The 25,947-nt window shown below is 66.0% G+C and carries 25 protein-coding genes; 5 read left to right on the forward strand and 20 right to left on the reverse strand.

Annotated features, from left to right (window positions below):
• Positions 1-1,268 precede the first annotated feature (1,268 nt).
• The 17 genes from FLX08_RS40595 to FLX08_RS14385 all read right to left on the reverse strand — a co-directional run bounded on the left by FLX08_RS40595 (position 1,269) and on the right by FLX08_RS14385 (position 18,013).
• On the reverse strand, positions 1,269-1,412 hold the full coding sequence (locus FLX08_RS40595; protein WP_167530414.1) for a hypothetical protein: 144 nt from the start codon (positions 1,410-1,412) through the stop codon (positions 1,269-1,271).
• 594 nt (positions 1,413-2,006) lie between these two features.
• Positions 2,007-2,861 carry a type I-C CRISPR-associated protein Cas7/Csd2 gene (gene cas7c, locus FLX08_RS14315; RefSeq protein ID WP_142619453.1) on the reverse strand — a complete coding sequence of 285 codons (855 nt, stop codon included), beginning with the start codon at positions 2,859-2,861 and terminating at the stop codon, positions 2,007-2,009.
• A gap of 31 nt (positions 2,862-2,892) precedes the next feature.
• Positions 2,893-4,647, reverse strand: coding sequence for a type I-C CRISPR-associated protein Cas8c/Csd1 (gene cas8c, locus FLX08_RS14320; RefSeq protein ID WP_142619331.1), 1,755 nt, complete (start codon positions 4,645-4,647; stop codon positions 2,893-2,895).
• A 4-nt stretch (positions 4,648-4,651) separates the two neighbouring features.
• Complete coding sequence (gene cas5c, locus FLX08_RS14325; protein ID WP_244312637.1) at positions 4,652-5,341, reverse strand: type I-C CRISPR-associated protein Cas5c; 690 nt, start codon at positions 5,339-5,341, stop codon at positions 4,652-4,654.
• Complete coding sequence (gene cas3 / locus FLX08_RS14330; RefSeq protein WP_142619332.1) at positions 5,338-7,551, reverse strand: CRISPR-associated helicase Cas3'; 2,214 nt, start codon at positions 7,549-7,551, stop codon at positions 5,338-5,340. The genes cas5c and cas3 overlap by 4 nt, the downstream gene beginning before the upstream one ends.
• A gap of 1,163 nt (positions 7,552-8,714) precedes the next feature.
• Entirely contained in the window at positions 8,715-9,371 is a 657-nt protein-coding gene (locus FLX08_RS14335; protein WP_244312638.1) for a DUF2637 domain-containing protein, read from the reverse strand.
• A gap of 69 nt (positions 9,372-9,440) precedes the next feature.
• Positions 9,441-10,790 carry a tyrosine-type recombinase/integrase gene (locus FLX08_RS14340; protein WP_244312639.1) on the reverse strand — a complete coding sequence of 450 codons (1,350 nt, stop codon included), beginning with the start codon at positions 10,788-10,790 and terminating at the stop codon, positions 9,441-9,443.
• 272 nt (positions 10,791-11,062) lie between these two features.
• Complete coding sequence (locus FLX08_RS14345) at positions 11,063-12,244, reverse strand: tyrosine-type recombinase/integrase (protein WP_142619333.1); 1,182 nt, start codon at positions 12,242-12,244, stop codon at positions 11,063-11,065.
• On the reverse strand, positions 12,244-12,423 hold the full coding sequence (locus FLX08_RS14350; protein WP_142619334.1) for a helix-turn-helix domain-containing protein: 180 nt from the start codon (positions 12,421-12,423) through the stop codon (positions 12,244-12,246). Before FLX08_RS14350 ends, FLX08_RS14345 begins: the two co-directional genes overlap by 1 nt.
• Before the next feature lie 8 nt (positions 12,424-12,431).
• Positions 12,432-14,003 carry a helitron helicase-like domain-containing protein gene (locus tag FLX08_RS14355; RefSeq protein WP_244312650.1) on the reverse strand — a complete coding sequence of 524 codons (1,572 nt, stop codon included), beginning with the start codon at positions 14,001-14,003 and terminating at the stop codon, positions 12,432-12,434.
• A gap of 38 nt (positions 14,004-14,041) precedes the next feature.
• Complete coding sequence (locus tag FLX08_RS40600; RefSeq protein ID WP_167530415.1) at positions 14,042-14,194, reverse strand: hypothetical protein; 153 nt, start codon at positions 14,192-14,194, stop codon at positions 14,042-14,044.
• On the reverse strand, positions 14,191-15,612 hold the full coding sequence (locus tag FLX08_RS14360; protein WP_142619336.1) for an FtsK/SpoIIIE domain-containing protein: 1,422 nt from the start codon (positions 15,610-15,612) through the stop codon (positions 14,191-14,193). The genes FLX08_RS40600 and FLX08_RS14360 overlap by 4 nt, the downstream gene beginning before the upstream one ends.
• An 85-nt stretch (positions 15,613-15,697) precedes the next feature.
• Complete coding sequence (locus tag FLX08_RS14365) at positions 15,698-16,000, reverse strand: hypothetical protein (RefSeq protein WP_142619337.1); 303 nt, start codon at positions 15,998-16,000, stop codon at positions 15,698-15,700.
• Positions 15,997-16,413 (reverse strand): plasmid replication, integration and excision activator, encoded by a 417-nt coding sequence (locus tag FLX08_RS14370; RefSeq protein ID WP_142619338.1) that lies wholly within the window; start codon positions 16,411-16,413, stop codon positions 15,997-15,999. Before FLX08_RS14370 ends, FLX08_RS14365 begins: the two co-directional genes overlap by 4 nt.
• A 121-nt stretch (positions 16,414-16,534) precedes the next feature.
• Entirely contained in the window at positions 16,535-17,266 is a 732-nt protein-coding gene (locus FLX08_RS14375; RefSeq protein WP_142619339.1) for a GntR family transcriptional regulator, read from the reverse strand.
• Between the two features lie 115 nt (positions 17,267-17,381).
• Entirely contained in the window at positions 17,382-17,675 is a 294-nt protein-coding gene (locus tag FLX08_RS14380; protein ID WP_142619340.1) for a hypothetical protein, read from the reverse strand.
• The gene (locus FLX08_RS14385; protein WP_142619341.1) at positions 17,672-18,013 is read right to left on the reverse strand and encodes a hypothetical protein; all 342 of its coding nucleotides are present in this window, start codon (positions 18,011-18,013) and stop codon (positions 17,672-17,674) included. The genes FLX08_RS14380 and FLX08_RS14385 overlap by 4 nt, the downstream gene beginning before the upstream one ends.
• Positions 18,014-18,347: 334 nt before the next feature.
• Between FLX08_RS14385 and FLX08_RS14390 the strand changes: the two genes are divergently transcribed.
• A complete protein-coding gene (locus tag FLX08_RS14390; RefSeq protein WP_244312640.1) occupies positions 18,348-19,799 on the forward strand; it encodes a helix-turn-helix domain-containing protein in 1,452 nt (483 codons plus the stop codon).
• Here FLX08_RS14390 and cutA read toward each other — a convergent pair.
• Both cutA and FLX08_RS14400 read right to left on the reverse strand, forming a co-directional pair.
• Positions 19,765-20,097 (reverse strand): divalent-cation tolerance protein CutA, encoded by a 333-nt coding sequence (cutA, locus tag FLX08_RS14395; RefSeq protein WP_142619342.1) that lies wholly within the window; start codon positions 20,095-20,097, stop codon positions 19,765-19,767. The genes FLX08_RS14390 and cutA overlap by 35 nt on opposite strands.
• Before the next feature lie 77 nt (positions 20,098-20,174).
• The gene (locus tag FLX08_RS14400) at positions 20,175-20,663 is read right to left on the reverse strand and encodes a hypothetical protein (protein WP_142619343.1); all 489 of its coding nucleotides are present in this window, start codon (positions 20,661-20,663) and stop codon (positions 20,175-20,177) included.
• A gap of 256 nt (positions 20,664-20,919) precedes the next feature.
• Between FLX08_RS14400 and FLX08_RS14405 the strand changes: the two genes are divergently transcribed.
• The 3 genes from FLX08_RS14405 (at position 20,920) to FLX08_RS40605 (ending at position 24,410) form a co-directional block, all read left to right on the forward strand.
• Positions 20,920-21,363 (forward strand): hypothetical protein, encoded by a 444-nt coding sequence (locus tag FLX08_RS14405; RefSeq protein WP_142619344.1) that lies wholly within the window; start codon positions 20,920-20,922, stop codon positions 21,361-21,363.
• Positions 21,364-23,102: 1,739 nt separating this feature from the next.
• Positions 23,103-24,116, forward strand: a complete 1,014-nt coding sequence (locus tag FLX08_RS14410; RefSeq protein WP_167530416.1) for a M48 family metalloprotease — start codon at positions 23,103-23,105, stop codon at positions 24,114-24,116.
• Between the two features lie 126 nt (positions 24,117-24,242).
• The gene (locus tag FLX08_RS40605; RefSeq protein ID WP_167530413.1) at positions 24,243-24,410 is read left to right on the forward strand and encodes a transposase; all 168 of its coding nucleotides are present in this window, start codon (positions 24,243-24,245) and stop codon (positions 24,408-24,410) included.
• A gap of 162 nt (positions 24,411-24,572) precedes the next feature.
• On the opposite strand, the gene FLX08_RS14415 is transcribed toward FLX08_RS40605, so the two are convergent.
• On the reverse strand, positions 24,573-25,058 hold the full coding sequence (locus FLX08_RS14415; RefSeq protein ID WP_142619346.1) for a MarR family winged helix-turn-helix transcriptional regulator: 486 nt from the start codon (positions 25,056-25,058) through the stop codon (positions 24,573-24,575).
• Between the two features lie 133 nt (positions 25,059-25,191).
• Here FLX08_RS14415 and FLX08_RS14420 point away from each other — a divergent pair, with 133 nt between their 5' ends.
• A complete protein-coding gene (locus FLX08_RS14420) occupies positions 25,192-25,947 on the forward strand; it encodes an ABC transporter ATP-binding protein (protein WP_208761448.1) in 756 nt (251 codons plus the stop codon).

Below are 25,947 nucleotides of genomic sequence, written 5' to 3' on the forward strand. Positions count from 1 at the left end.
GTGCAGGACGATGCCGCTGGGAGGGAAGTTGCGACCCACGGCCGCCCCGGAGGGCGACCGCCACCACCGGCCATGAGGATCGCCTGCGCGCCCTGGAGAGGTGGTTGCGACCCACAGTCGCCCTGGAGGGCGACCGCCAAGTGGCGATTACCTCCAAGTATGTCGACTACCTACAAGTTGCGATCCACGGCCGCCCTGGAGGGCGACCGCCACAGCTTCGCGGGGTCGTTGAACAGTCCAGGCATCAGACGTTGCGATCCACGGCCGCCCCGGAGGGCGACCGCCACCTTGTCGTTGACCGCGCCGCCCTGCTCGCCAAGTGAGTTGCGACCCACGGCCGCCCCGAAGGGCGACCGCCACTCCCTCTACTCCGAAGGTTCCCTCCGTACGGCGAGATGTGGTTGCGATCCACGGCCGCCCTGGAGGGCGACCGCCACCTCGGCATTGGGGTCGAGGTCCTTGATCGACCGTAGGTTGCGATCCACGGTCGCCCCGGTAGGCGACCGCCACGCCGCCGCCCACGCGGACGGCGTTGAGGGCCTTCTGATTGCGATCCTCGGTCGTCTCAGAGGACGACCGCCACTTTTGCTCGGCGTCCATCAGTGCCTTGAAGCGCTGGTTGCGACCCACGCCGTCCTGCAGGGCGACCGCCACCGGCGCGAGTCGAGCGACACCCGCGATTCGTCATGGGTTGCGACCCTCGGCTGCCCTGTAGGGCGACCGCCACCCAGCGGCAGGGTGATCGCCTCGATCCAGTCCGGCAGGTTGCGACCCTCGGCCGCCCCAGAGGGCGACCGCCACCGCAAAGTTGCAATCCTCGGCCGCCCCGGGGGGCGACCGTCATCACGTGCACCGCCACAGCCAAGTCCGTGTCCGTGTCGTTGTAATTCTCGAACGCCCTGGAGGGCGACCGTCACCCCAAGGCGCAGTACGAGGCGTCGTACTTCATGTGGGTTGTGATCCACGGCCGCCCCAGGTGACGACCGCCACTCGTCGGAGGTGTACAGCCCGCCGAGGTCCTCGGGGTTGCGACCCACGGCCGCCCCGAAGGGCGACCGCTACACGAGCTCCAGCGGGATCTGTTCGAGCACGACTTGGCGAGTTGCAATCCACGGCCGACCCAGAGGGCGACCGCCACTCGGCGTTATAGGCGGCGTTCGCGGCGGTTGCATTGTTGCGATCCGCGGCCGCCCCGGGAGGGGGACCGCCCCTTGGCAGTGCTGATCGTGGCGCCGTTGGTGCCACCGTTGTTGCGATCTTCGGCCGCCCTACAGGGCGATCGCCACCCGCCAGCGCCGGGCGAATTGCACCCACAAGATGTCGTCGTTGCGACTCTCGGCCGCCCCGCAGGGCGACCGCCACATGCGGCACACGCGGGAGCTGTTGGCGAGGTCGACGTTGTTGCGATCCACGGCCGCGACTCACGGCCGCCCCTGAGGGCGACCACCAAGGCATCCGAGCAGCAGTATGCCTCAGCAAAACTTTCGCGAATTAGTTTTCAAGTAACGTCCTCGGTCGCCCCGAAGGGTGACCGCTACTTTTGGGACGTCCGTGTCGGTGGCCACACCGTCTTCGTTGCAACCCTCAACCGCCGAAAGGGTAATCGCTTACCGATTTGACACTGAACCCGGGTAATGTCCTCCACGCGGTTGCGATCCTCGGCCGCCCCGGGGGTGACCGCTAGTTCTTTGGGACGTCTGTATCGGTTCCGACGCCTTCTTGGTTGCGATCCTCGGTCGCTCCGGATGGCAACCGCAATCCAGGTGGGATAGTTGCACGGGGTACCGGACCTCTTCGTTGCCACTCTCCTTGTCCCCGAAGGGCGGCCTCACTCCTCGATATACAGAGTAAGTTCTTCAGTAGTGACGGCGTTGCGACCCTCGGTCGCTGCGAGGAGCGACCGCTTAACCAACCGATGAGACCGTAATAACCCCAGGGAGTATTGCGATCCTCGGTCGCAGTGCGACCGCCTTTTCGGTTTCCGTGAAACCGATAGCTCCACTTTATCACCCGACGGCACGAGTAAAGATCACGCCGTTAGGGATGGACTTCTCGTCAATCGTAATTTTGTAGTTGGTGAAGTCGCGGATGGGCAGGTCATCGGGGATGGTGCGTTCGACCTTGACCATGTGAGTGAGGGTGCGCGCGGGGGCGGTGCCGAAGGCGTCGGCGTGGGTGAAGATGTAGAGGCCTCGCAGGGTGATTTCGGCACGGCCGGATGCTCGGTCGTGTTCGAACATCAGGGTCAGTGCGCGCCAGAGCATGGACAGGTCTTCGGAGGTGACTCCGGTTTTGGCGGCCAGGGGGGCACTGAAGTGTCCGGTTCCGCGGTAGAGGCCGTAGGCGATGGTGTTTTTGCCGCCCATTTCGGTCTCTTTGTTGTCGTCTTCGCGGGTCCGGGTTACGCGAGTGATGCCGTGTTCCTGCGGCATGACCGGGTCGATAGACCGGGAGAAGGTGAGCTGAAGGGGGCCGCGGACTCGTCCTGCCGTCTTCTTCCCGGTGGCCATGACGGCGCCGAACATCCGGACATCGAAGAAGGTCTGGCACATCCACTGCTGAGCCGATATCTCGGCTGCCCTGCCTTCGGTGAGGCCGAGCTCCGTGTACGCCCGCTCGTGTTGCGAGTTGAGGGAGACGCCGGCTTCGACGTAGATGTCGTAGCCGGGCTTGCCCTCGCCGAGGAGGGTGACCATGTTGCGGATCTTCCGTTTGATCGCGACGTCGGTGACCAAACCCTGCATGGTTTCGGGATCGGTACGCGGCATGCCGCCGGCGTCCGGGTCGCCGTTGGGGTTGCCGTCGTAGACGTCGAAGAGGAACACGAAGTCGTGCTTGCGGGTCGGGTCGAGATGAATCATCGAGGTCACGGGGCTTCTTCCTTTCGTGGGGTCAGGACTGGCTCGCGTCGGCGGTCGCTTTGGCCGCCCTGGCGGCGCGGGCGGCGGCTATATCGTGGGCGCGCTGGTGGTCGTAACCGAGAATGAACTGGATCTGTCCCTTGGCATCCAGGTGCGTCGGGAGTCCGGACTCACGGTCGATGAGCTGGCTGATGGCGGCAAGCCGACTGTCCAAAGCCAGGCCAGCCGGGCGGGTTTTCTCTTTGCCGATGAGCTTCTTCAGGTGCCCGTTGGCGTTCGTGCGCAGCATCCGCATGGTCGCGGCGGGTTGTGTCATGGCCAGGCCGAAGTAGCGGTCTCGGATCGTGGTGTTGGCCTCGGGCAGAGCGCGATGCTGGATCGCCTCCAGTACGGCGAACAGACGTCCCCACACATAGGCGGGATCGGTGGCGTTCTCGTCGAGGCCCGGCATGATCTTCTCCTTATATGGGTGGCGGGTGAGCGCAAGCCGGAGCATTGCGACTCTGGGCAGGTCGACGTGGTGGTCATTGCGGATCCGGTGCAGCAGGTGCGCCACCATGTGGGAAGGTGGTGGGGTGCCGTGCAGCGCCGCGTGCAGCAGGTCGCGGTCCAGGCCGTGGGCGGTGCTGCCCGGCCGATAGAGCTTGCGGGTTCGGCTCCATTGGCCGCTGGCTCGCACCATCTGCCATAGCGGCGTGTAGCTGATGCCGTCGGTCCACCGATTGGTGGAGGCGATGTCACGGAACCACCTGGCGAACTTCGCTTTGATTTCGGGGAGCGGAACGTCCAGCCAGTCGCGGACGACCACTCGGCTCTGGTTGGCGGACAAGGTCAACGCGTAGAAGGCGTTGTCGTCGACGCGGGTGCCGGGCTGACCGCGGTGCACCTCCTGCAGCAGTCGCTCGACATCCTTCAGCTGTGGGGCGTCGATGATCAGGGGGTTGAAGTCCGCCGGCTCGCGTAGCCACCAGATGAACACGTTGTCGTCGCCGCGGCGGCGGTGCCGGTCGTCGGACAGCAGGTGGTTCAGCCCGGCCATCGCGGCGCTGCCGCACTCCTCGCAGATCGGGGTGTTCGCCAGCTGTAGTGTGCCCATCCGCCCCTGGGCCGTAGTGTTCACCGAGATGAGCGCGGCGTCCCGGCCACGTTTGGGCCGGCCGCTCGCGTCAAGGCCGACGGGGATGAGGGTCCCCTTGACCATCTCCGGGATGGTCTTCAACAGCGCGCCGTAGTCGCCGCAGCCCAGGCACCAACCGTCGTTACCGGAGCTTTTGCGGTCGCGCGCGACCTGGGCCCAGAAAGCGATGGCAGACGGGCGCAGGTGCGTCCACTCATCCTCCACCATGATGGCGACCATGTCGCTGGACTTGGCCTCGTCAGGAAGGTCGGCGAGGACATCGAGGTGGCGTTCAGCCTGGAAGGTGCGCCACACCAGGTCGGCGACAGGGTCGGCTGCCGCGTCCCGCCAGGCTTTGAGCAGGTCAAGGTAGGCGTCGTTGCGGCGGTCCGCCGCTGCCTGCGCTTTGTCGGTGTCGTCCTTGGCGACCGCGAAGACGTACTCGAGCGTGTCCGCGAGCAGCATGGCGGCCACTCCGCTGGTGCGGGTCAGGTATGGGGTTGGCAGGGAAGAGCCGGCCTTGTTGACGCTGTCCGCACGGCTGATGAGGGAGGGTGTCCCCTTGCGGTCGATTACTAGGGCCCACCGGACGGTGCGATTGCGGTAGTAGCGGGGAGTTTCCGCACCTGCCGACTGTCTGGCGTGCTCGGCCAGTCGCTGAATCAGCATGCGGTCACGTCCGGGATCGGGCCGGGGAGGCGGAGGGGAGTTCCATGCCCTGGGGCGGCACTGCCATGACCCCGCGGTCGAGTCGGGCGAGGAACCAGCGGTAGGTCTCACCGGCCTCGCTGTAGCCGATGCTGTGCAGCATGACCCCGAGATGACGGGATTCATCGATCGGCTTGGCGGAGGTGGGCTTTGCAAACCAGGCGGTGAATTCCCGCGTGCCAAGGAAGGGCTGGGAGAAGCAGGCGCCCTTGTCCACGCGCCGGCGGAACTGATCGCGGTACTTGGCCTCGGGCTGATCGGCGTGCGGGCGCAGTTGCACCTGGGCGTGAATGCGGTAGGCGACGTGTCGCAGCGCCACGGTGTTGCGCTGGTCTCGGTCGGTCTCTACGTCGTAGCGCAGCGTGGGGTCGGTCCTGGCTCGCCTGACCCAGTCCTCGGAGACCACGGACTTGACCTCGTTGCGGCGGATGGAAAACCACCGGATCGGCTTGAGAACCTCGATCTTGCAGATGACGTAGTCGAACTCGGGCTTCCAGAAGATCGCCTCCAGAACGCCGCGGGCGGCCGAAGGCGTCATCACCTCGTAGCTGAAGCGCTCAGACTTCAGTTCGGGCCGGGTGAAGCAGGCCAGCTCACCCCCCACCTCAACAACCAGGGGCGCATGCGGATAGCGGGGATGTTCGAATGTGCTCACTGGTCCTTGTCCTTGTCCTCTGCATTGGGTGAGGGGAACTGAATGCCTCGGTGGGCGTCGTAGTCGCCGAGCCACTCATAAAGGTCGCCGATGAGCTCGGCGGCCTTCCCCTGCTCGACGGCCTGCCTGGCCAGGTTCACGGGCAGCGTGGCCAGGTATGGCTGAATGTCACGGAAGACCCATGGCTCGATGCGCTCCGAACCGCGAAGCCGAGCACGGAGGGCATCGAGTTTTTTGTCCTCGCCGCGGCGGACCAGCATTGGGACAGTCCGTTCCTCGATCATCTTGAAGCGCTCGGCGACCACCGGGAAGTCGAAGTCGGCTCGCCGTTCCTGAATCTGCCTGCCAGCGCCGCTACCCTCGACGTTCTTTACGGCGTAGCGGGTGCGGTAGTAGGCCCGCAGAGCGGCCAGGTCATCGGGGTCTGCGGCCTTGGGGCCGATGAAACGCTTACTGGTATCCAGTGCGGCGCCGTATACCAGCCGGGTGCCCCAGGTGTTCCCGTCGGCTGGATCGAACACGATGACCCGGCCTTCTGCCAGGGTGCCGTTTCGGTTCGCCCGCCCGGCGGCCTGCTGCAACGCCTCGGCAGGGGCCAAGGCGCGGTAGACCACGGGAAAGTCGAGGTCGACGCCCGCCTCGACCAACTGGGTGGCCACGACGGCGACGGGCTGATTCTGGCCGACCAGCTTATATATGTCGCCGAGGACCTCACGGCGATGACCTGCGGTCATCCGGGTCGACAGGTGCAGAACCGGGCCGTCATGCTTCCAAATCTTGACCAGCCGCTCATGTAGTTGAGCTGCGTCTCCCGTGGTGTTGACGATCAGGAGCACTTGGCGCTCGCCGGCCGCCTCTGCCGCGATCTGTTTGAAGGTCGGTTTCGGGTGACACCGCCAGATGTAGCGGACCCGGCGCAATTGCTCGTACAACGGCTGAGGCTGCGCGATCACCTCAGTCGGCTTGAGGCCGCGGAAGATGTCCAGATCGAAGAAGGCAGGCTGGGTGGCCGACGCAAGCAGCACGCTCGTACCGAAATACTCGGTCAGCTGCCGAAGAGCGGACAGGATCGGCAACAGCATCGAATCCGGCAGGGACTGGACCTCATCCAGCACGATGACCGAACCCGCCAAACGGTGAACCTTCCGCATGGCCGACGGCCGACGATCAAACAGTGACTGGAAAAGCTGCACGGTCGTCGTCACAACGACCGGCGCGTCCCAGTTCTCCGCCGCGAGCCGCTGCCACCGCCTGCCAGCAGGCAACCGGTGCAGGTCGACACTGCTGTGATGCTCCAGCACATTGGCCTCGCCGAACAGGCGGCGATACACCTTCGCGTTCTGCTCCGTAATCGACATATACGGCACCGCGATGATCACGCGACGTAAGCCATGCCGAGCCGCGTGATGTACGGCGAAGCCACCCGCTGCGATCGTCTTGCCACTCCCCGTGGGCGCCGGGAAGGGGAATATCCCGCGCGGCTGGGCAGCGGCGCTGACCGCCTGGTCGTACACCTCGGCACGAATGCCGTCCACCGGGCTCGGGCCGGTCCGCGCCTTCGCCTCGGCCAGATACTCGATCCGGGCCCCTTCAAAAGCGTCGGCCATCGTTGCCAGCGAAGCCGGCTCGGGCCGCAGAGCACCCGAGAAGTGCCGGGAGGTGTCCAGGAAATCAGCGTCCACCAAAGCGCTGAACACCATCCGGATCAACAGCTCCACCGCAAGGGGATCCGGCGCTGACTTCACCCAGGCAGGAAGCTCGGGGAATGGTCCAGACGCGATCTCGGGAATCACCTTGGAGACGCGTTCGATCGCCTCCTGGACACGCTCCCTGTCGTCCGTCTCGGCCAGTGCAATGCAACGCTTCAGATCCTGGGTGTCGGGAAGCCCTCCGTGATGGCCGAGCACGGGCATGCCGAACAACCCCAGCCCCGCCTCACGAACGGCAAGCCACGTCCCCGCCGCCTTGTGATCGATGCTCTGCCCCTGGGCGTCAACGACTCTGCCCTTGGTAGGTTCGGCCGCGATCAGGCCCTCTTGCCATGCACAACTGCCCTTGCCCACGTCATGGACCAGCCCCAGGTAAGCCGCCAACTCCCCGGCACCGAAGACCTCGGCGAAATCGCCCGCAAGAGCAGCCGTGTCCCGTAAATGATCTTCAAGGCCATGACGAACCCCATCTTTGCTGCTGCTATGTGCCCATAGGTTCATCTCACGCCAGATCCAGGTCGCTACCAACAGTTGCCTCGGGACTATAGAAGGGGGGTCCGACAAAACCGGGAAGCAACCGAGTCGGCATTTACGGCGGATTGCTATTGCGTCGCCGCCAGAGCCGTAATTCGGCCCTGGCGGCATAGCACGCCTGTTCGAATGGTCCCCGAACCAACCTCTGAATTGCGATGCTCAGTCGCGTTCGCACACGGACTGCTTCCGCTGATGCGCCTGTGAGCTTAACGCCGACCGGATGTGGCCGCGCAGGGTTCTCAGAAGTTAGCTTGGGGGGCTATCCGGAAAGTGGGATCTTCAAGACAAAGAGAGGGATGCCGAGTAGCGTCTCGACCCACATAAACAGGCGCCGCCCGATCCCTGCTAAGACCCGGACGGCGCCATGGACCTCAAGGGAGATCCATGAGTCAGTAGTATCGTCGAAGTAGCGTTCCTAACGGAACGCCTGAGGTAGCCGTCATCCTGACCCTGAGTGCAATCGCCGGAACAAGCGCCACCCTGGTCGCCGTCGGCCTTCTCGTCCGCGGGCGCCGTCGCGGTCTCCACCGTTGTCGCCCATTTGGGCTGCACCGGAACTTGCCCGCTGTTCGCCATAACGTTCGACTACGGGCGCAGGTCTACGAGGGTCAGTAACCTCCTAGTGGTCCACCACCTCAGATGCCTGGGGTGGTGGACCAACCGAGAGCTCAGCATTCGCAGGCATCCACTTAGACCGAGGTCCTGAGCGGGTACGGAAGTCCTGATTCGGACAATGGCTAATCTGTTGGTCGCCGACCCGGCCCGCGCGATCAAGGCGATCCGTGCCGCCCGCCGGGGGTGACCGAGGATCGCAACCAAACGGCGGAGCTCATAAAGGGCGTCCGGACGACGCGGCGGTCGCTTTCCGGGGTGATCGAGGATCGCAACGACACCGAGGCGGTCGAGAAGAAAATCAAGCACGTGGTGGCGGTCGCCCTCCGGGGCGATCGAGGATCGCAACTGGCTCTTGCTCTCCTGAGGCGGGCAGAACACCATGAGGTGGCGGTCGCCTTCCGGGGCGATCGAGGATCGCAACACGCTGGACGGGGCGGAGGCCACGCTGGCGCCGGTGGTGGCGGTCGCCCTCCGGGGCGATCGAGGATCACCAAAGGAGGCCATGAGGAGGGCAATTACGTCAGCGTGCCGTTCAACCCGGACGATTTGACGAGGCGGGCCCAGCGGGGGCTGCGGTGGAATTTCCTGGCCAGATCAACGGATCGCGGCAGAGTTCCGTCTGGGCGGCGGTTTCGGAGTGCCCACTGCCATGCTTCTTGCTGGAGGGTGCGTCCGCGCGGCCTACCGTCGGCTCGAAGCGCGTCGTCGTCCGATACGGGTTCTGGTAAGGCCGTGGGCTCCTCCGAAGAGAGTCGGCGGGCGACGCTTTGTCGTACCAGCCGGAAGGCCATCTCCAAGCCGCCGATCATCGCGAAGGCCGGCCACGCTGCCACGGCCCGACCGATGATCGATGGTTCGGCGACGGCGACGTTGGCGGCAACGCTGGCGAGGCTGCCGATCACGAGAAGTGTCCAGGGCAGGACTCCGCCGCGCCTCCCGCGCCTCGAATCAGCAAGCAGAGCCATCGAGGCGCAGAGCACCATCCCGTCGACGCTCAGCGGTAGTAGCGCAGCGGTCCAGGGTGACTCGCCGTGCCGAAGGGCGAGCAGATGGAGATGCCGGTACGAGATCGAGCCGGCGATGAAGGCGAGCAGGACCACGCTGGTGATCGTCGCTCCCAGGATGACTCTTTCGGTTCGTCGCTGGTCGGCGCCGTCCATGGGCTCGGCCACTGGTCCTCGTTTCCTCCAGCAGGATCAAGGCTCGCCTCCGTAGCCAGCACGGAGCGAGCCGTACCAGCGTCAGGACGACCTGCGCGCGTTGCGGTTTCGGATCTTCGTGAATGCGTCAAGCGCCGTCTCGTCGGCGTCGTCAAGGGTGTGCAGGTATTTCTCGGTGGTCTTGATGGAACCGTGTCCAAGTCGCTCTTTCACCACTTGGAGGTCAGCGCCGCCGGACAACAGCCAGGAGGCATGGGCATGGCGTAGATCGTGGATCCGTACCGTGCTCTCCAGGTCCGCTTCGGCCAGGGTCTTCTGCCATACCTGCTTGCGGAACCAGTCAGCGGGGATGTGGCCGTCGGTGTCGCGGTTCCGCGGCTGCCGCGGGTTGTCTTTGCCGAGGGCGCGCCGCTCCGCCCGATAGATAGCGAACGCGGCACGGCAGTGCTCACAGCGGCATTTCCCGGTGGTGTAAGCGGTGCGAGTTCCGTGCTTGTACGACCGTCCGGCTACGTTCGGCTCGGTGAATCCGAGCTTGTCGGGATCGGGAACCACTCGCACGTGGCTTCTCGGTGTCGGGTCGTGTCGCCACCTGAAGAACAGGTCATCGCGACCCAACTTCTCGGCCTGAGCGTGAGCTTGAAGCTTCAGGACGATCTGGGCCGTCAACTTGAAACGGCGGAACTCCTTGTCCTTCGGGTACGGCTTGACCAGGAACCGCTCGCCCTTGGGGTGGAACTTCGGGTTGACCTCTACAACGGCACGGCTGATCGTCAGGATGCGCGAGCGGACGTCGAGGTCTTTGAGACGCAGCTCAGTTAGCTCGCCCCACCGCAAACCTGTCTCGATCGCGGTCTCCACGAGAAGCTGGCTGTCGCTGTCCGGGAGCGCCATATAGAGGGTGTTGAACTGCTCAGGCGTGATGATGGTGAGCGGCTTCGGGACGACGGGCGGCGTCTTCACCCCCTTGCAGGGATGCAGGTAGGTCACCTGGTCATGAAGTGCGGTCGTGAAGATGGCGCTGAGGATGACCATGTTGCTCTTGATGGTCACCGGCGAGACGCCGTTCTTCTTCATCGTGGCGACCCACTGGCGTACGTGCTCGGGGAGGATGTCGATCATCCTGAGGTTGCCGAACTCCGGGATCAGGTGCTTGTGGATGGCGTAGGTGTACTTCTCACGGGTGGTCGCCTCCATCTCGTGGTTCGGCAGCCACACCTCGAGGACGTACCGCTCGAACGGCTGACGTCCCCGCTTCGGGTCGCCCGCCCGGCCCTCGGAAACCTTGGCCTCCGCTTTCTGCCAGGCCGCGTCGGCGTCCTTCTTGTTCGAGAAGGTACCCGCAGACTTCTCCATCCCCTTGATGTCGAAGTAGTAGGCGGTGTACCTCGGTTTGCCGTTGCGGCCTATCCGCTTTCGCGAGTAGCCCAAGCGGCGATCACCCCCTTGATCGTTTGACCGTCATCTGACCGTGATACTCGGCGTCATCTCGGGTGACGGTTGGTCACTCATGGGTATTCGATCATGCCTTCCACCTGTAAGTTTACCCATTCAGCGAGCATCGACCAGGGGTGGCAATACACGTCGAAGAATCCCTGATAAGGAAGAGGTCCCAGGTTCAAGTCCTGGTAGCCCCACCTCGATAAACGCCCCGAAGCGATCAAGCTCCGGGGCTTTTTGCTGCAACGGGTACTGCAACAGACTCACTCGAACAGTCCCGTCACCCTCTTGAGGGCATTCTCGCGGCTCTCACCATCCCCGTGCGTGTAGATCTCCATCGTCACCGAGATCCGGCTGTGTCCGAGGATTTCCATCGCGTCACGCGGTGCGACGCCGAGCTTCTTGAGCAAGGACGCGGCGGTGTGCCGGAGGTCGTGAACGCGGATCGGCCGGAGCTTGTGTGTCTCCACGATGCGGGCGAAGGACCGGGCGAGGTTGCGCGGCTCGATCGGCTTGCCCGATCTGGTGGTGAAGACGAGTCCGGTGTCCGTCCAGTCCTTCCCCGCCTCCTCGCGGAGGATCTTCTGGCCGTCCCGCTGGATCTCCAGCGCTTCCCGCACGACGCCGAGCAGAGGCAGCGACCGGTTGCCGGCCCTCGTCTTCACCGGCCCGTGGTGCAGCTCCTTGCCGACCCGGACGAGCTGACGCCGGATGTGGACGTGGCCCTCGTCAAAGTCGACGTCCACCCAGCGGAGCCCCAGAGCCTCACCACGGCGCAGGCCGTACACGAGGAGGAGCACGAAGGCCGGATACAGCGGGTCATAGCGCGCGACCCGAAGGAAGGCCCTCGCCTCGTCGGCCGTCCAGGGCTGATTGCGCTTGGCGTCAACTGCCGGAAGAGTCGCCAGCCGAGCGACGTTCCGAGAGATGATCTCTTCCCGCATAGCCCTCGTCAGGGCCGCACTCAGCACGTTCCGCATGACGTGAACCGTGCCGATCGCGTGACCCTCCCCGTTGAGCTTGCTGTTGAGGAAGGTCTGAACCTCAGCGACGGTCAGCCGGTCGAGCTTCTTCCGGCCCAACGCAGGCTTGAGGTAGAGACGGACCATGGTCTCGTACTTCGCGTAGGTGGTCTTGCGGATCGAGTGGCGGGCGACGTCCTGCAACCAGTAATCGAGGTAGTCGCCGACCTTCCACGCACGATCAGCCGCAGGCACACCGCGCCGAGACTTGATCTTCATTTCCTCGATTTTGGCTCGCGCCTCGTCGGCCGTCTTGCCGTAGACGGTCTTCCGCTTCTCCGTGCCGTCAGCGGTGAGGACGTAGACCTGCCCGCACCACTTACCGTCCGCCCGCTGGTAGACGGTGCCCTCGTTGTTGGCCCGCTTGCGACGGGTCTTTTTCCGTGGTTGGTCGCCGGAGGTTCCGGCCGTACGGGTTGCCATCACGCAGCCTCTTCCAGGAGTAGATCAACAAGGCCGGTGAGCGCGGTCACCGGGACGAGGCGACGACGCCCCGCCTTAAAGGTCTTGAGCTGGCCCGAGCGGATGAACTTGTAGAGAGTCCATCGGCTGACCTTGAGCTGTGCGGCGGCCTCTTCCACCGTCAGAACCGGTCCGTCCACGAGCCCCCCTAAGCCGCTCTCGCGATTGCCGAAAGATCTTGTCCGTCCGCTTGGGCTTGGAGCTGGTTCATGTGGTTGCGCCAGCGCTGGCGTTCGTGAACGGACCGCAGGAGCCGTACGCCGATCGGGGCAAGGTCGGGATCACCGGCCTTGACGGGCTTCCAGACGTAGCGGTGGGGGTCGACCGGCTCGTCTTCCACACCGAGGGCTTCCAGGACCCAGGTACGCCGGTCCTGCTTGTGCTCGGTCAATGTCTTGTTCGACCATTTGCGGGAGACGAGCACGCGCCGCCCCGCGTAGCCGAGGTGATCCGGCTTGTGTGCCTTGCCCCTGCACCGGCCCGGAGCCATCCCCGGTTTGGCGCCCTTGGGCTGCACGCCGTACCGCAGCCAGTTCGGGCACGTTGGCGAGCACGGCTCGAAGCGCAAAGCATCGAGCAGCCGTTCCGCATGTGCCTTCCGGCGCGGGTCATCGGTGCCGAGGGCATCCCCGAGGGACTTGGTCAGGTACTTGGACAGGTACCGGATCAGTTGATCGGCGTCCGGCGTCCCCGCGAGCACGCTCTGAATGTCCATCTGGTCGCCGAACCGAAGCATGTGCAGCGGTTGAGCGTCCTCGTCGGCGTCGAGCCGGTCGAGGGCCTGTTCCCAGGTCGGCAGGACTTCCCCGGTGTCGGGGTCGAGGTAGCCGGCCCCGTCCTCCCAGACGGGCAGGTGGTCACCCTCGAACCGGATTTCGTCGGTTGAGGGCCACCACACCTGGTGGTAGGTCGCGGCGATGATCTGCCGCAGCTCCGCACGGGGCAGCGTGCCGCGGATCGCCATATGCAGGTGCGGGGCGAGCCGCTTCTGAGGCTCGACGGTGGCGAAGTACTGCACGTCGTATCCGGCGACCCGGCGGAGGTTCTGCACGAACCGATCCACGAGCTTGGAGAAGTGCAGCGCGTCCCGGGCCGCCCGCTCGTAGTCGTATCGGTCCGGGTCGATCGGAACGCCATCGAGCACCCGGCCATAGGACGGCAGGGTCAGAGTCACGAACATCGAGGGCCGGTAGACCTTGCCGTCAAAGCCGGTGAAGGCCCGCCCGAGCGTGTTCTTGGTCATCTGCCGCTTGGGCAGATCCGGAGCGTCCTGCCGCCGCTTCGTGGACCGCGTGCGCTTGCCGGAGGTGCGGCCGAGGACGTTGCCGCGCATTCCCGCGGCGTTGATCTCCTCGTCCAGGTCCTCGATCGCGGCGTCCAGGTCGGTGGTGTCGCCGCCGGCCTTTTCGACCTCGTCCCGCCACGCCTGGGCGTCAGCCCGCAGCTCCACGAGGTGACGCTGATACTCGTCGGCGTTGTCGGGGAGGTTCACCGGCTCGTGGTCGAGGTGCCAGCCTTCCCGGCACTGCGCCATCCGCAGGTGACGGTTGCGCTTGGCGCACGGCGGGCACTTGCTCTCCAACGTGGCCCCACACGGCACGTCGATGACCTCAACCTGACCGGTGAGGATGTCCTGCCGCCGCAGCGGAACCGGGCGGATGCACACCCCGTACTGCTTGGCGATCTCTTCCGCGACCTCACGGGCGAGGGGCTGTGCCATTCGGACGGCCCGGGGTGTGGAACGGTCGTGCGGGTTGGTCACCAGTCACCTCCCAGGAAGTCGGCCCCATCAACCAGGACGGCGGTTTTCTGGCCGCACTCGTGGCACTCGACCAGGCCCCGCAGGGAGTCGAGCCACAGCACATCGAGCGCTCCGCAGCCGGAGCAGCGCAGATCGTCGAGGAGCGTCACCGGCCCACCCCCGCGAACTCGGCGACCATGGCCCGGATGTCGGCGTCGGAGACGTACGCGGCTCGTACGCGCACCGGATCAGGACTGGTTTCGAGGCGGACGTAGCCGACGCCCGCACCCAGCTCCGGGACCGGTGAGATGTGATCGGCCAGGGCACCCCGATCACGCGCCCCGTCGCCGAGAACCATGTCCACCTGCTCGGACTCATCGAGCCGGAGGGCGATCTTGTCGGGGAACAGGTTGCGGATGTTCATGACCTCCTTGCGCGGGTCCTGCAGCGCAGCCATGACCCCGACACCGACCGCCCGGCCCTGCGTCGTCAGGGTCGCCAGGGCCGCCGTAATGCGCTGCCGAAGGTGCTTGTCCGGTTGGTAGGCGGTCAGGAACGCCACCTCATCGACGAGCACCAGGACGAACGGGTCAGCAGGCGTAGGTGTGTGGGAGCGCTGGAGGCCGGCGAACCGGTCGGCCCGCTCCTGCATCACCGAGACCGCCTCATCCAGCAGGTCGGCGCACTCCTTCGGATCGGCCGCATACCGGGAGCCGAACAAGGCCCGGCCGAAGGACAGCTCCATCCGCTTGGGGTCGAGCGCCCACACCTGAACCAGGCCCGCCCGTATCGCGGGGAGCAAGCCGCGGATTGTCGACCACAGGTAGGAGCCCTTGCCCGCACCGGTTGCGCCCGCGATCAGGACGTGTGTGCCGTGGACCTTGAGCCGCATGGGTGTGCCGTCCTCGCACCGGCCGATCTCGACCGGACCCACCGAAGGCGTCTCGGGAACCGGAAGCGCGGGCAGCGGCTCGGCGAGCGGATCGCGCCGGGGGAAGGTGAGCACGAGCCGCCCGGCCCGAGCGACGGCGACCCGGCAGGAGGGTGCGCCGAAGCCGTGGGCCAGGTGCTCGATGTGGTCGGCCCAGTCTTTGACGGCCTGGCCGTTGAGCATCTTCACGCTCACGCGGTCGGCCCAGCCGTCGCACTCCACCCGCAGCAGGCGGGGCAGGTAGTCGCGGCCCCGGATGTGCCGCCCGAGGCCGGAGACGACCATGACCGGTTGCCAGTGCCGCCGGTACACGGCCACCAGCCGCCACCAGGCCAGCAGCGGCCAGCCGACCAGGCGCAGGAACGAGGCCCGATCCAGCAGCAGCCAGGACAGGCCCGCCGAGGGCAGGAAGCCGGCCATCACGAAGGCCAGGCGCCAGCCGTACAGGGTCCAGATCACCCCGAGGCCGACCGGGACGGCCACCGCGACGGGATGCCGCACGACGAGGCGGACCAGGCCCGCGACGAGCCGCGACAGCCAGATCACGATGGTGACGATGGCGGGGGTCTGCATGACGGCCGGGCGGAAGACCACGGCGGTGTCTGGGGTGGTGGAGACGAGGTTGCGTGCCTCGTCGCCGGGAAGTTTCTTGAACATTAGGCTTGGTGTCCTCTCAGGCATTGGCGTGTGTGAGAGATCCGGGGGCCGCTGGAATGGCAGTTCCAGCGGCCCCGCTCGTGTGTCAGGCCGCCGAGTCGGTGGCCTGGGCGTGGTCGGCGTGCATGCGCTCGCAGTCGGCCAGATACCGCGCGGCGGCGTTGAAGATCTCCCGCGCGATGTCCAGGTCTTCCGCAGTCACCGATCCGGCCCCGGTGGTCGAGACCGTCACGTCCGCCTCGTCGGACTCCAGGACCAGGTACGGCCGACCGGACTCCAGCACCCGAGCACGCGCCCGAGTGATCGAGGCGTAGAACGAGACGCCGATGCGGGGACGCTCACCGGGATCGACCGACATCGACAGGTGCGTGTACGGCCGCCAGTTCACGCCGCCGCCTCCTTGCCGTTGCTGGCCGCCTTGGCGTGAGCGCGAGGAGCGCGCATCTCCCGTGCCCTGATGGAGTAGGCGAGCCGTCCGGACCCGTTGACGTACGGGGTCACGGTGAGCCCGTCGAACTCGACCGGGGTGAACGGCAGGCCCGCGACCGGGGCCGGGGGCACCGGCTGAACCGGAGCGAGGATCTTGACGGCCACGGTCTTCTGCGCCGCCTTCAGCGACGGGTCAGCGTCCATCACGGGGATCTGCCAGACGAGTTCGCCCGTCTGCTTGTCCCGCGCCTGGACGAAGCGGCCGTTGCTCGACGCCTCGAAGTCCTTGACCGGCTCGACCTCGCCCACGGCGTAGCAGCCGTAGGGGAAGATCTGGCCGAAGCTGATCGGAATGGGTCCCTGTAGAGCCATGATTACCGCCCTCCCTTCTTGTACTGTCAGCCACCTTGACTGACCAAGTTGTGTCTCCATTAAGCACTGAACCCACTTGGCTAGTCAAGCAGTCCAAGTGGGTTCAGGCGGGAAAGTTGGATTACCTAATCGGGTAGGCGTCCTCAAGCTCGTGACGATCGCCGGGAAGCACCGTCTCCACGACGGCCCACGGCTTGCCGGTCGCATCGCAGGCGACGGCATAGACAGCCAGCAGCGCGGCCGAGGTCTTGACGCCGAGGAGGTCGCGCTCTTCCTGCGTGGGGTTGCGTGCGGTCACATGCTCGACGATGTGGTCCAGCTCGACACCGGCCGCGGCTTCGACGTAGCGCCGTACGCCCTGCTTGAGGTCGTCGGGCTCTGTCAGCGGGCTACCTTCGGCCACATCGGCCGGCACCCAGGTGGAGGAGATTTCAGACGCTTCGTCGTCGCGGGTGACGAGGGTCTTGCGGAGGACGACCGGCGACTTGGGCGTGATGTCGAGGTAGGCCGCGATGCGGTTGGGGGCCGGCACCGGCCCGGCGGACAGCAGCGAGCTTCCGACCTGGGTCTCTTTGCGGTCGAGCAGTTCCCGACCCGTGCGGACCTGCCGTCCGGAGGCGATGGCGGGGCGACCGCGTACGAATCGGCCCTTGCCCTGATGGGTGACGATCCACCCGTGATCTCGGAGTACGCCCAGCGCCTTGACCACCGTGGGCCGCGCCATGCCGAATTCGGCCATGAGTTGGTGTTCGCTCGGCAGCGGTGAGCCGGGCGGATATTCGCCTGATTCGATGCGCCGTTCAAGCTCGGCGATCAGTTGGGCGTACTTGGGAGGAGTGTATTCAAATGACATCAGAGCCCCGCATTCAACATGCCTGTCTAGCCAAGCAGGCTAGCAGTGCAGGTGTGTCGTGCGAAGACCCATTGCCGACAGGAGCCCGTAACCCAAGGGCAGCGAACCGCCGTCTCTAACGGACCTCACCCGTCAGCAGGTCGAACCAGGTCGCCCAGCCCTGCCGGACCGACCACCGGTGCGTCTCGGCGATCTCCGGTTCTCCGTCCTTCTGGACGGTACGACGGATGAAGGCCAGCCCGCCGGACTGACACAGTTCGTAGAACCCGGCCTGACAGTCGCAGGTCCAGGCCAGGACCAGGACCCGCCGCGCAGGTGTGGGCTTCCACCACTCCAGTTTCCGGAAGGATCCCCGGCGGATGGGGACGTGTGCGCTGTGCAGACGGTCCGGCTCGTCGAAGTCGTTCATGAGGCGTCCCCCGCCAGGTATGGCGGACGGGGGTACTGCTGGCGCAGTTGCCCGTACCGGTGAGCCACCCGCCGAGCAGCGGTGACGACGTCGGAGGCCGGGCCGAAGGCGTAGACCGGCCGCCCGCTGGTCGAGGTACGGCCAGAGCGCCAGCGGAACCAGCGGCCATCGGTCCACACAACCAGCTCGACCCAGACCGACACCAGCGCCAGCCCGTACCCCTCGTGGACGTCAGCGGTCACGCCGTACTGCTCCAGCTCCAGGCGCAGCCGCTCGGCGCACTGGGCAGCGGTGACGGCCAGGGGGCGACGGCCCGCCACGAGCCGATCGGCGCTCATGACGCCACCGCCCTACGGCCCGAGCCCGAGCACTCGAAACAGTCGACCGTGGACAGCTCCACGATCACGCCGTTGAGCCGGTACTCGGCATCCGCCGACGCCCGCCGAACGAGCCGCCAACCCTTCCCCCGGCAGGCTCCGCACCTCTCCGTCTCCGTAACCATGGGGCAAGGGTCGTAATTGCAAGTCGCTCAACCCATCCCGCGCCGATATTCCGGCCGGGCATGCCGATATCCCTTGACGGGTTAACTCCAACCCGGAAGCTTGGAAATACAGGCAGTCAAGCAGACGCAAGGGGAAGCGCCTTATGCCCGCAGAAGCGGCGGAACCGGTCATGATCCCGCCTGACCTCTGGCGGCGCCCCGAAATGCTCGACGCCCTGAAGAAACGGAACATCGGGCAGGTTTTCCGGCTTATCAGGCAATACGCGGGCGTGAGTCAGACCCGCATCGGCATTGCCGTGAACCTCAGCCAGGGCAAGGTCAGCGAGATCATGCGCGGAACCGCGCAGGTCACCGCACTTGATGTGTTCGAGCGGATCGCCGATGGACTGCACATGCCCGACCCGGCCCGGCTAGCCCTCGGACTCGCCCCCAGCCCTTCCCCACTCATCGAGGCTGCCTCATCCCGTCGCGCTATCCCTCCTCGGGATGGGATGCCAGCGAGTCAGCTCCTTAGCGTCGAAGGCGTGGTGATCGGCCCGCGTCCAACTGACGATCTGTGGGATGTCGACCTTCTGACGCTGGCCTGGGTAGTGGGAAGGCTGGATGCCCGGATGGACCGACGAACGATGCTGCTCCTCGCGGCCGGAATGACCGCCGAAACCGCGGCCTCAATCGCGGACCCCTGGGAACGCCTTTCCCGTGCGCTGAAGGGACCGCAGATGCTCGACGACGACACCATCGAACGGCTCGAAGCGCGTACCATCGGCTTCCACCGGCTCGAATACGTCATGCCCGCCCGAGCCATCTACCAAGGGCTAACGACGCACATCAACGAGCTGAGCACCCTGCTTCAGAGTGGCCCGCCCGAGCGCTACCGGCGCCGCCTGGCGGCAACAGCCGGCGAAGCCGCAACGCTGGCGTCCTGGATCGCCTGGGACCTCAAGCAGCCCGCGCAGTCGGCCTCATTCGAGCGCGTCGCTGCCCTGGCCGCCGAGGAGAGCGGACACCGCGTCATCCAAGCCTGCACCTACGCCTACCGGTCGTACGCCGTCACCGGCCCCGAGGCCGTCGAGCACATCCGACGCGCCCAGCAGTTTCTCCCGGCCGAGGGAGACGACGCGACCCGCGCATGGTTGCTGGCCCGAGAAGCCGAAGAACTGGCGGCACTCGGCGACGGCCAGGCCGTCGAACTGTTGCAACGAGCCGAGGACGCCCACACCCGAGCCCGGCCCCACCGAGAGCGCGCATGGACCCGCTTTCTCGACGCCGGACGCATGGCCGCCTTCCAGCTCTCGACCTATGTACGGCTCGGCGACGAGCAGCACGTCACAGAGGCCGGCCGAGCCGCCCTTGCCGCTCTCGGCCAGGACGAGGACCAAAAGCGCGTGTCCGTCGTCTACACCGACATCGCACAGGCACAACTCCAACTCGGCGACGTGACCGAGGGAGTCGCCTACGCTCGCCGCGCCCTGGAAGCAGCCCAGCGCACCGAATCCACCTGGGGCATGCAGCACCTCGCCAAGGTGGAGAAAGCCCTCGCAGCCAGGCCCGACCATGCCGCCCGCGAACTACTCGGCGACATCCGCGCTACTCGCCGCGCTCTGGGGCCGTCTCCCGCCTGATCCACTCCAGGTAATCCGGCGTCCCCTGCACGATCGGAACCGCCACAATCTCAGGCACCTCGTACGAGTGCAGCTCACGCACGCAGGCCGCCAGGTCCTCGAAGCGGTCGGCGGTCGTCTTCATGAGCAACAACCACTCCTCCGCCTGCTGAACCTCACCGGCCCACCAATAAGTAGAGGAAATCGGCGCAACCACCTGCGCACAAGCCGCCAGTCGACAAGTAACGACCGCCAGAGCGATTCGATCAGCCTCGTCCCGACTGCTGGCGGTGACGCGCACCTCGATGTCCTGTCTCATGACGTTGCTCGCTCCCTCCAGACGTCGATGGCGTCGTCCATCACTGGCTCCTAAAGCACAGAGGCGGTCTAAGTGTCCTAGTCAGCAGGCTCCAGTGTTAAGGAGTTGCCCACTGGGGCGCTCTCGATGACGGCTTGGAACGGGGGAAAGTCTTGCGCCTCCATCAGGGCCGCCCGCCACTCATCATTGCAAGTGGGGAAGTAGAAGCCCGTGTCCTGGTTCGGATGGAGGCTCAGCACCGCCGATTCCTCGTAGAAGAGGACTAGCTCTATTTGCCAGTGTGCGACGACACTCCCGAACTGGTCGTCATCCCGAGGCACAGCCACTTGCCGGATGAAGCTCATGCTTGGACGGTGACCGCTCCAAGACCAACGCCCCCATTGCAGGATGAATCCGTCGGAGTCAGAGTTCGGCTGGATGGCAATACCGTTGAGCTTCGTCTGAGCGAACTCTGCGAAAGCCGCCCAGACGGCTCTGGTGTCCGTTATGGCGCCAGGTGTCTGCCCGTGCTGGCGCAGGATCTCAGCGAGGAGATCGGGGGCATCCCGCCAGTCGATGAGAGCCATGGCGGGACCATACCGTTGAGATCAACCGCTGCCGAATTATTCTTGTAGGGATCAAGGCGGCGGCGCGGCGCGCCGCCGCACAGCGGCCCGTCGCCCGCCCGCCGTCCGGGCGTGCGGCCTGGGGGCCGGTCCCGGCCAGCGGCGGCTCGGGCCGCCCGCCGCACGCTCACTACGCCGTACCCAACGCACCCGGCGCCGACGGCGCCGCACCGCCGGAACGATTCGCCAACCGCCCATCGCGGGACCGCAGTCCTTCATGTACCTTCTCGTCGTGGATGGCTCGAATCCTGACGCTGCGTCGAGGGAGAGAATCCCCTCCGGGTGTGCCATTGTCTTTGTGCTCTTCGGTCTTGTCTTCGTACTCGCTGGCGTCCGATGGATTGGGCCTGCACTGCAGGCCGCGAAGGGTGAAGGAATCCGTGGCACATTGACGATCGAGACAAGGAACTGCCGCAAGGGATGCGACTGGAGCGGCGAGTTCGTGTCCAGCGATGGGCGGCTTCGAGTCGCCGACGTGCACACCGATGATTTGAACCACAAAACGCAGGTAGGCGATCGCGTTGCTGTCCTGTACGTAGGAGACAAGGCATATGCGCCTGAAGGGTCCACCGAGTGGCTCGGCTGGGTCGTTGCCATGCTCGTCGGGGTCACAATCATGGGATGGACGATCTGGGTCTGGCGGTTCTCCGGTCGATCCTGAGCAGTTGCTGGCAGAAATAGCTGCGAGGACCATCGACGGGGCCGTTCAGCCGGCGGTACCACCTCGGTTGACAGCAGTTGCCTCCGGCGGGGGCCTCGGCTCCGGGATGATCGCCCGCGCGTCGGCCGAGGCCGTAGCTGGCTGAGGTGGAGACCTGATCATCCCGCCCGCCACGACCCAGACAAGCCCAGCAGACCGGCTCCTACGGCTCAAGCCCGTCTGTGACCCCTGGCGTCCGATTGCCGAGGAACGGCGACCGGCTGACGTACACGCGAAGACGGGCTTGCCCCTCCGTCCCCGGCCCGCTGCCGCTCCGCGGTGGGTCGAGGCAGACGGGATGATCAGGGAGGCGAGGCGTGCGCGTCCGCGGAGGAGCACCCCCGATCGCGTGCCCCGAGCGTGCCCTAAGTCAGGGTCAGACACGGGGAATCAGGGGTACTCACGGATCATGAAACGAAGAAGCCCCCGACCGGCATCTCTGCTGATCAGGGGCCACTTTTCCTGCTGGTGGCAGGTCCAGGGTTCGAACCTGGGTAGGCTGAGCCGACGGTTTTACAGGTCTCCTTGCCTTTCACTTCCTACAGGGCCACCTGCTGATTTGGGTCGTCGCCACTGCCGGATTAAGCCGCGAACTAAGTACTGAAAGAGGAGCGCGCCGAAGGCGAAGAATCCGACGCGTACCCAGAAGGGATCATCGCCGGGGAGCACTCCTCGGACCATCGCGCTGAGACCGTAGAGAAGACCAAGTCCCGTTCCTACGAACGCAAGAGCACGCCCGACGACTGTGTTCATAAAGCGAGTGTCGCAGCATCCCTCGGCCTCGTCACGAGCTTTGGTCGGCAGAGCCTCGTACTGCAACCGTTACTGCAACAGGCGCACACGACCGCTCACGTCCACGACCGTCGAGCACTGGTCAGGAGCGCGGCACGATCCCGTGACCGCAGGGTGGACAGTCCTGATAAGGAAGAGGTCCCAGGTTCAAGTCCTGGTAGCCCCACCAGCCTGAAAAGCCAAGAGGCCAGTTCCCAAGATCAGGGACCTGGCCCTTTTGATTGTTTGCCATCGATGTGCCATCACGGGCGTCCCGCACCAGATAGCGGCCATCGATCCACATCGACAGGTCCTGATACCTGGCCTCCCCGTGTCAGGGTCGGAGAGTGAACAGCGGCTCAACCGCGACCGGATAGCGGCCCAGGGCGGTAAGGCCGGCCCTCCGCAACGGCTGTGGCGGGTATGTGGACTACTTGGGGTGGTGCTGGTCGCAGCGACCATGGTGTGCCAGATCCGTGCCAGGACAAGCGGGGAAGCATGGTGTCGCGCGAGGGACTGGCGGTCATCAGCCGGATTCAAGCCGACAGCGCGGCATTGATTCCCGGCATGTCGAACGATCTACGGCGGTTACCCAAATTCGTCCCGCTACACGTTCTTTCTCCGGCAAGATCTGCGTCATGACGTCCCCGTCCGACAGCATCTGCCCCTCGTGCTCCGCCCCCGTCTCGACGGACCCCCGGTTCAGCGCGTGGTGCCCGGCGTGTGACTGGAACGTCGACCCGCTGGCGGAGACGGTCGCCACGCCCACCCGGCGAAGGCGTCGATGGCAGGACAGACGCCGCGCTGCCGATCGGGCGGCCGTCGAACGACTGTACGCCGAGGTCAGCACTGCGCGTGAGCCGGCCCACGGGCGGGACCGAGCGGGAACCGCCGCCATGGTCATCGCAGGTGTGGTGCACCTGAGCACCGTGGCTCTCGCGGCCGGATCGATATGGCTCATCATCAACGGGATATTCCTGGCCCGGGTCCTTGGCGTGCTGGGGCTGGTCGTCGCCTTCTCCCTACGGCCGAGACTGGGGAGATTTCGGCGGGATGAGTGGTCGCTGGGCCAGACCGAGGCACCTCGTCTTTACGGTCTCACTGATCGGGTCGCCGCTGAGCTGGGGGTGGGGCCCGCCGACATGATCCGCGTGACCCCGGATTACAACGCGACCTTCGGCAGGGTCGGGCTGCGCCGGCGTACCGTTCTCACGATCGGCCTGGCGTTGTGGGAGGTGCTGAGCCCGCAGGAGCGGGTCGCCTTGCTGGGGCACGAGTTCGGGCATGCCCGCAACGGCGACAACCGGCGCAGCCTGTGGCTGCACTCGGCCTCCGCGGCTCTGGAGCAGTGGTATGAGGTCACCCATCCCAGCAGGATCGTCAGTGGGGGCTCCGACCTCATCTCGACACTCGCCTCCGTCACCGCCGCGGCGCTGCTGTTCATCCCGCACATGATCACGAGTCTGGTCCTTTTGTCGCTGCACCGTCTCACGCTGCGCAGCGGGCAGCGAGCCGAGTATCTGGCCGACGACCTCGCCGCGCGCGTGGCCTCGTCGGCGGCGACCAGATCGATGCTGGAAGCCCTGGCCCTGCACGAGAGCGTCGAAACCCTGCTCCAGCGTCAGACCGCCCTGCACCAGAAGGGAGGGTTCTACCGCGCGCTGAACCAGGAGAGCGATGTCGACCTCTGGCAGGAACTGCGGGATTACATCGCTTCGGTCCCCCAGACCGAGCGGCTACGACGGCTGCGGGTCTCGGCGCTGCGTATGTCGTCCATCGACACGACCCATCCGCCCACGCATCTTCGGATCGCGATGATGGATACGCGCAAACCGCGAGAGGCGGCGATCACCATGGACGAGGGTGACATCGACGCCATATCGGCCGAACTCTCGGCGGCGCGTCGTCACGCGGCTCGGGCCGTACTCACTCTCCGCCATTGAGAAGTGGTCGAAGTGTCCTCCTCCGGAGAGAGTGCTCGCCGGCCTGAGCTCATCTCATCCGCCGGGACGAGCCCGGTACCGCTGCGCGACTGACGGCTTCCAAAGAATATTTCGGAGGCCGGCTGCGTGGATTCCGCGATACCAACAATCCAGACGCTTCGCCTGTTCGCCGTCGCCGCCCGCCTCGTCCGCGGCGGACGCCGCCTGCGCCTGCGCATCGCCGCGTCCTGGCCCTGGGCCGGCCAGCTGATCACCGGTATCACCCGGCTCCAGGCGTTCCCGGCCCCGATCTGACCGGCACCAACCCGCCCCGACGACCAGGAAGGACACCCCGAGGGCCCGTGGAACTCCGCGCACCCGACGCGACAGCCGGGCCACCAGGCTGACCACGGCCGCGAAATCACACTCCAGCCGAACCGATCAGCCACCCACCGGATGGGCTCGAAAGATCGAGGGCTAGACCGGCGGCGGGGGTGTGGCGGAGTGCTCCGCGAGGCCGCGCAACAGATCGACGAGGTGGCCGCGTTCGGACTCGGCGAGCCAACCGAAGATGTGCTCGCCCGCCTGTTCGGTGATCCGCCGTGCCTGCGCCAGGGTCTCCTCGCCACGGCGCGTGAGCACGATGGAGTACGCGCGCCGGTCCTGCGGCGCCCGTTCACGCGAGACCAGCCCGGCGTCTTCCAGCTCGTCGATGAGCCGGACCATCGTGGACTTGTCGATGCCCATGTGGCCGATCAGATCCCGCTGGCTGACCGGGCTGTACATCGGCAGCGCGAGCAGCACGGTGAATCCGCGGACGTTGATGCCCAGTGGGCGCAGCGCCTCGTTGATCCGCTCACGGCTCCGGTTGTGGGCCTCGGCCAGCAACATGCCGAGTGCCACATGATCGGCGGCCGCGCCGCCGTCGCCGGACAGGAGCCGTTCGAGCATGTCGTGGCGCATGTGCTCATTCTAGTGTCACTTGAGTTAGTCTCATATGAGATTATCTTATGTGAGATTCCATAGACGGGGAGACTTACATGCCTGAGCAGACCTTCGGGGTCGCGCAGAGCCGCTGTCGTGCGGGAGGGCGCCGATGATCGGGGCACCGGCCGGCGAGCGTGCGACCGACGACGTGATGATCGCAACGAATGTGGTCAAGACGTATGGCGCCGGGGATGGCGCGGTCAGGGCCTTGCGCGGGGTTTCCGCCGCGTTCGCCCCGGGCGAGTTCACGGCGATCATGGGTCCATCGGGGTCGGGGAAGTCGACGTTCCTGCACTGCCTGGCCGGTCTCGACACCGTGACCTCCGGCACGGTCCTCGTCGACGAGGTCGACCTCACCACCCTGTCACGCACGCGGCTCACCGAGGTGCGCCGCGATCGCATGGGCTTCGTCTTCCAGTCGTTCAATCTCCTGCCGATGTTGACCGCCGAGGAGAACATCCGGCTCACCGGGCGGCTGGCAGGCCGTCACGCGGAGCAGGAATGGTTCGACACGCTGGTGGACGCGCTGGGGCTGCGCCCACGGCTGGCGCACCGGCCCGCGGAGATGTCGGGCGGCCAGCAGCAACGGGTGGCCGTGGCGCGGGCGCTGCTGACCAGGCCGAAGGTGCTGTTCGCGGACGAGCCGACAGGCAACCTGGACTCCCGCTCGGGCGCGGAGGTGCTGGGCTTCCTGCGCGCGGCCGTCGACGACTACCGGCAGACCGCGGTCATGGTGACGCACGACCCGGTGGCCGCCGCGTACGCGGACCGGGTGCTGTTCCTGAGCGACGGGACGATCGTGGACGAGCTGGCCGCGCCCACCATCGACGCCGTACACGCCCGCATGCGCAAGATCGAGGACTGA

Source organism: Microbispora hainanensis, from assembly GCF_006874475.1.
Classification (GTDB): domain Bacteria; phylum Actinomycetota; class Actinomycetes; order Streptosporangiales; family Streptosporangiaceae; genus Microbispora; species Microbispora hainanensis.

Coding starts and splice junctions, on each gene's coding strand:
- cutA (WP_142619342.1), bottom strand. CDS start 20,097: ATGAGACAGGACATCGAGGTGCGCGTCACCGCCAGCAGTCGGGACGAG.
- FLX08_RS14345 (WP_142619333.1), bottom strand. CDS start 12,244: ATGGCAACCCGTACGGCCGGAACCTCCGGCGACCAACCACGGAAAAAG.
- FLX08_RS14360 (WP_142619336.1), bottom strand. CDS start 15,612: ATGTTCAAGAAACTTCCCGGCGACGAGGCACGCAACCTCGTCTCCACC.
- FLX08_RS14405 (WP_142619344.1), top strand. CDS start 20,920: ATGTACCTTCTCGTCGTGGATGGCTCGAATCCTGACGCTGCGTCGAGG.
- FLX08_RS14385 (WP_142619341.1), bottom strand. CDS start 18,013: ATGAGCGCCGATCGGCTCGTGGCGGGCCGTCGCCCCCTGGCCGTCACC.
- FLX08_RS14415 (WP_142619346.1), bottom strand. CDS start 25,058: ATGCGCCACGACATGCTCGAACGGCTCCTGTCCGGCGACGGCGGCGCG.
- cas3 (WP_142619332.1), bottom strand. CDS start 7,551: ATGAACCTATGGGCACATAGCAGCAGCAAAGATGGGGTTCGTCATGGC.
- FLX08_RS14375 (WP_142619339.1), bottom strand. CDS start 17,266: ATGTCATTTGAATACACTCCTCCCAAGTACGCCCAACTGATCGCCGAG.
- cas7c (WP_142619453.1), bottom strand. CDS start 2,861: ATGATTCATCTCGACCCGACCCGCAAGCACGACTTCGTGTTCCTCTTC.
- FLX08_RS14380 (WP_142619340.1), bottom strand. CDS start 17,675: ATGAACGACTTCGACGAGCCGGACCGTCTGCACAGCGCACACGTCCCC.
- FLX08_RS14420 (WP_208761448.1), top strand. CDS start 25,192: ATGATCGGGGCACCGGCCGGCGAGCGTGCGACCGACGACGTGATGATC.
- FLX08_RS14390 (WP_244312640.1), top strand. CDS start 18,348: ATGATCCCGCCTGACCTCTGGCGGCGCCCCGAAATGCTCGACGCCCTG.
- cas8c (WP_142619331.1), bottom strand. CDS start 4,647: ATGCTGATTCAGCGACTGGCCGAGCACGCCAGACAGTCGGCAGGTGCG.
- FLX08_RS14355 (WP_244312650.1), bottom strand. CDS start 14,003: ATGGCACAGCCCCTCGCCCGTGAGGTCGCGGAAGAGATCGCCAAGCAG.
- FLX08_RS14400 (WP_142619343.1), bottom strand. CDS start 20,663: ATGGCTCTCATCGACTGGCGGGATGCCCCCGATCTCCTCGCTGAGATC.
- FLX08_RS14370 (WP_142619338.1), bottom strand. CDS start 16,413: ATGGCTCTACAGGGACCCATTCCGATCAGCTTCGGCCAGATCTTCCCC.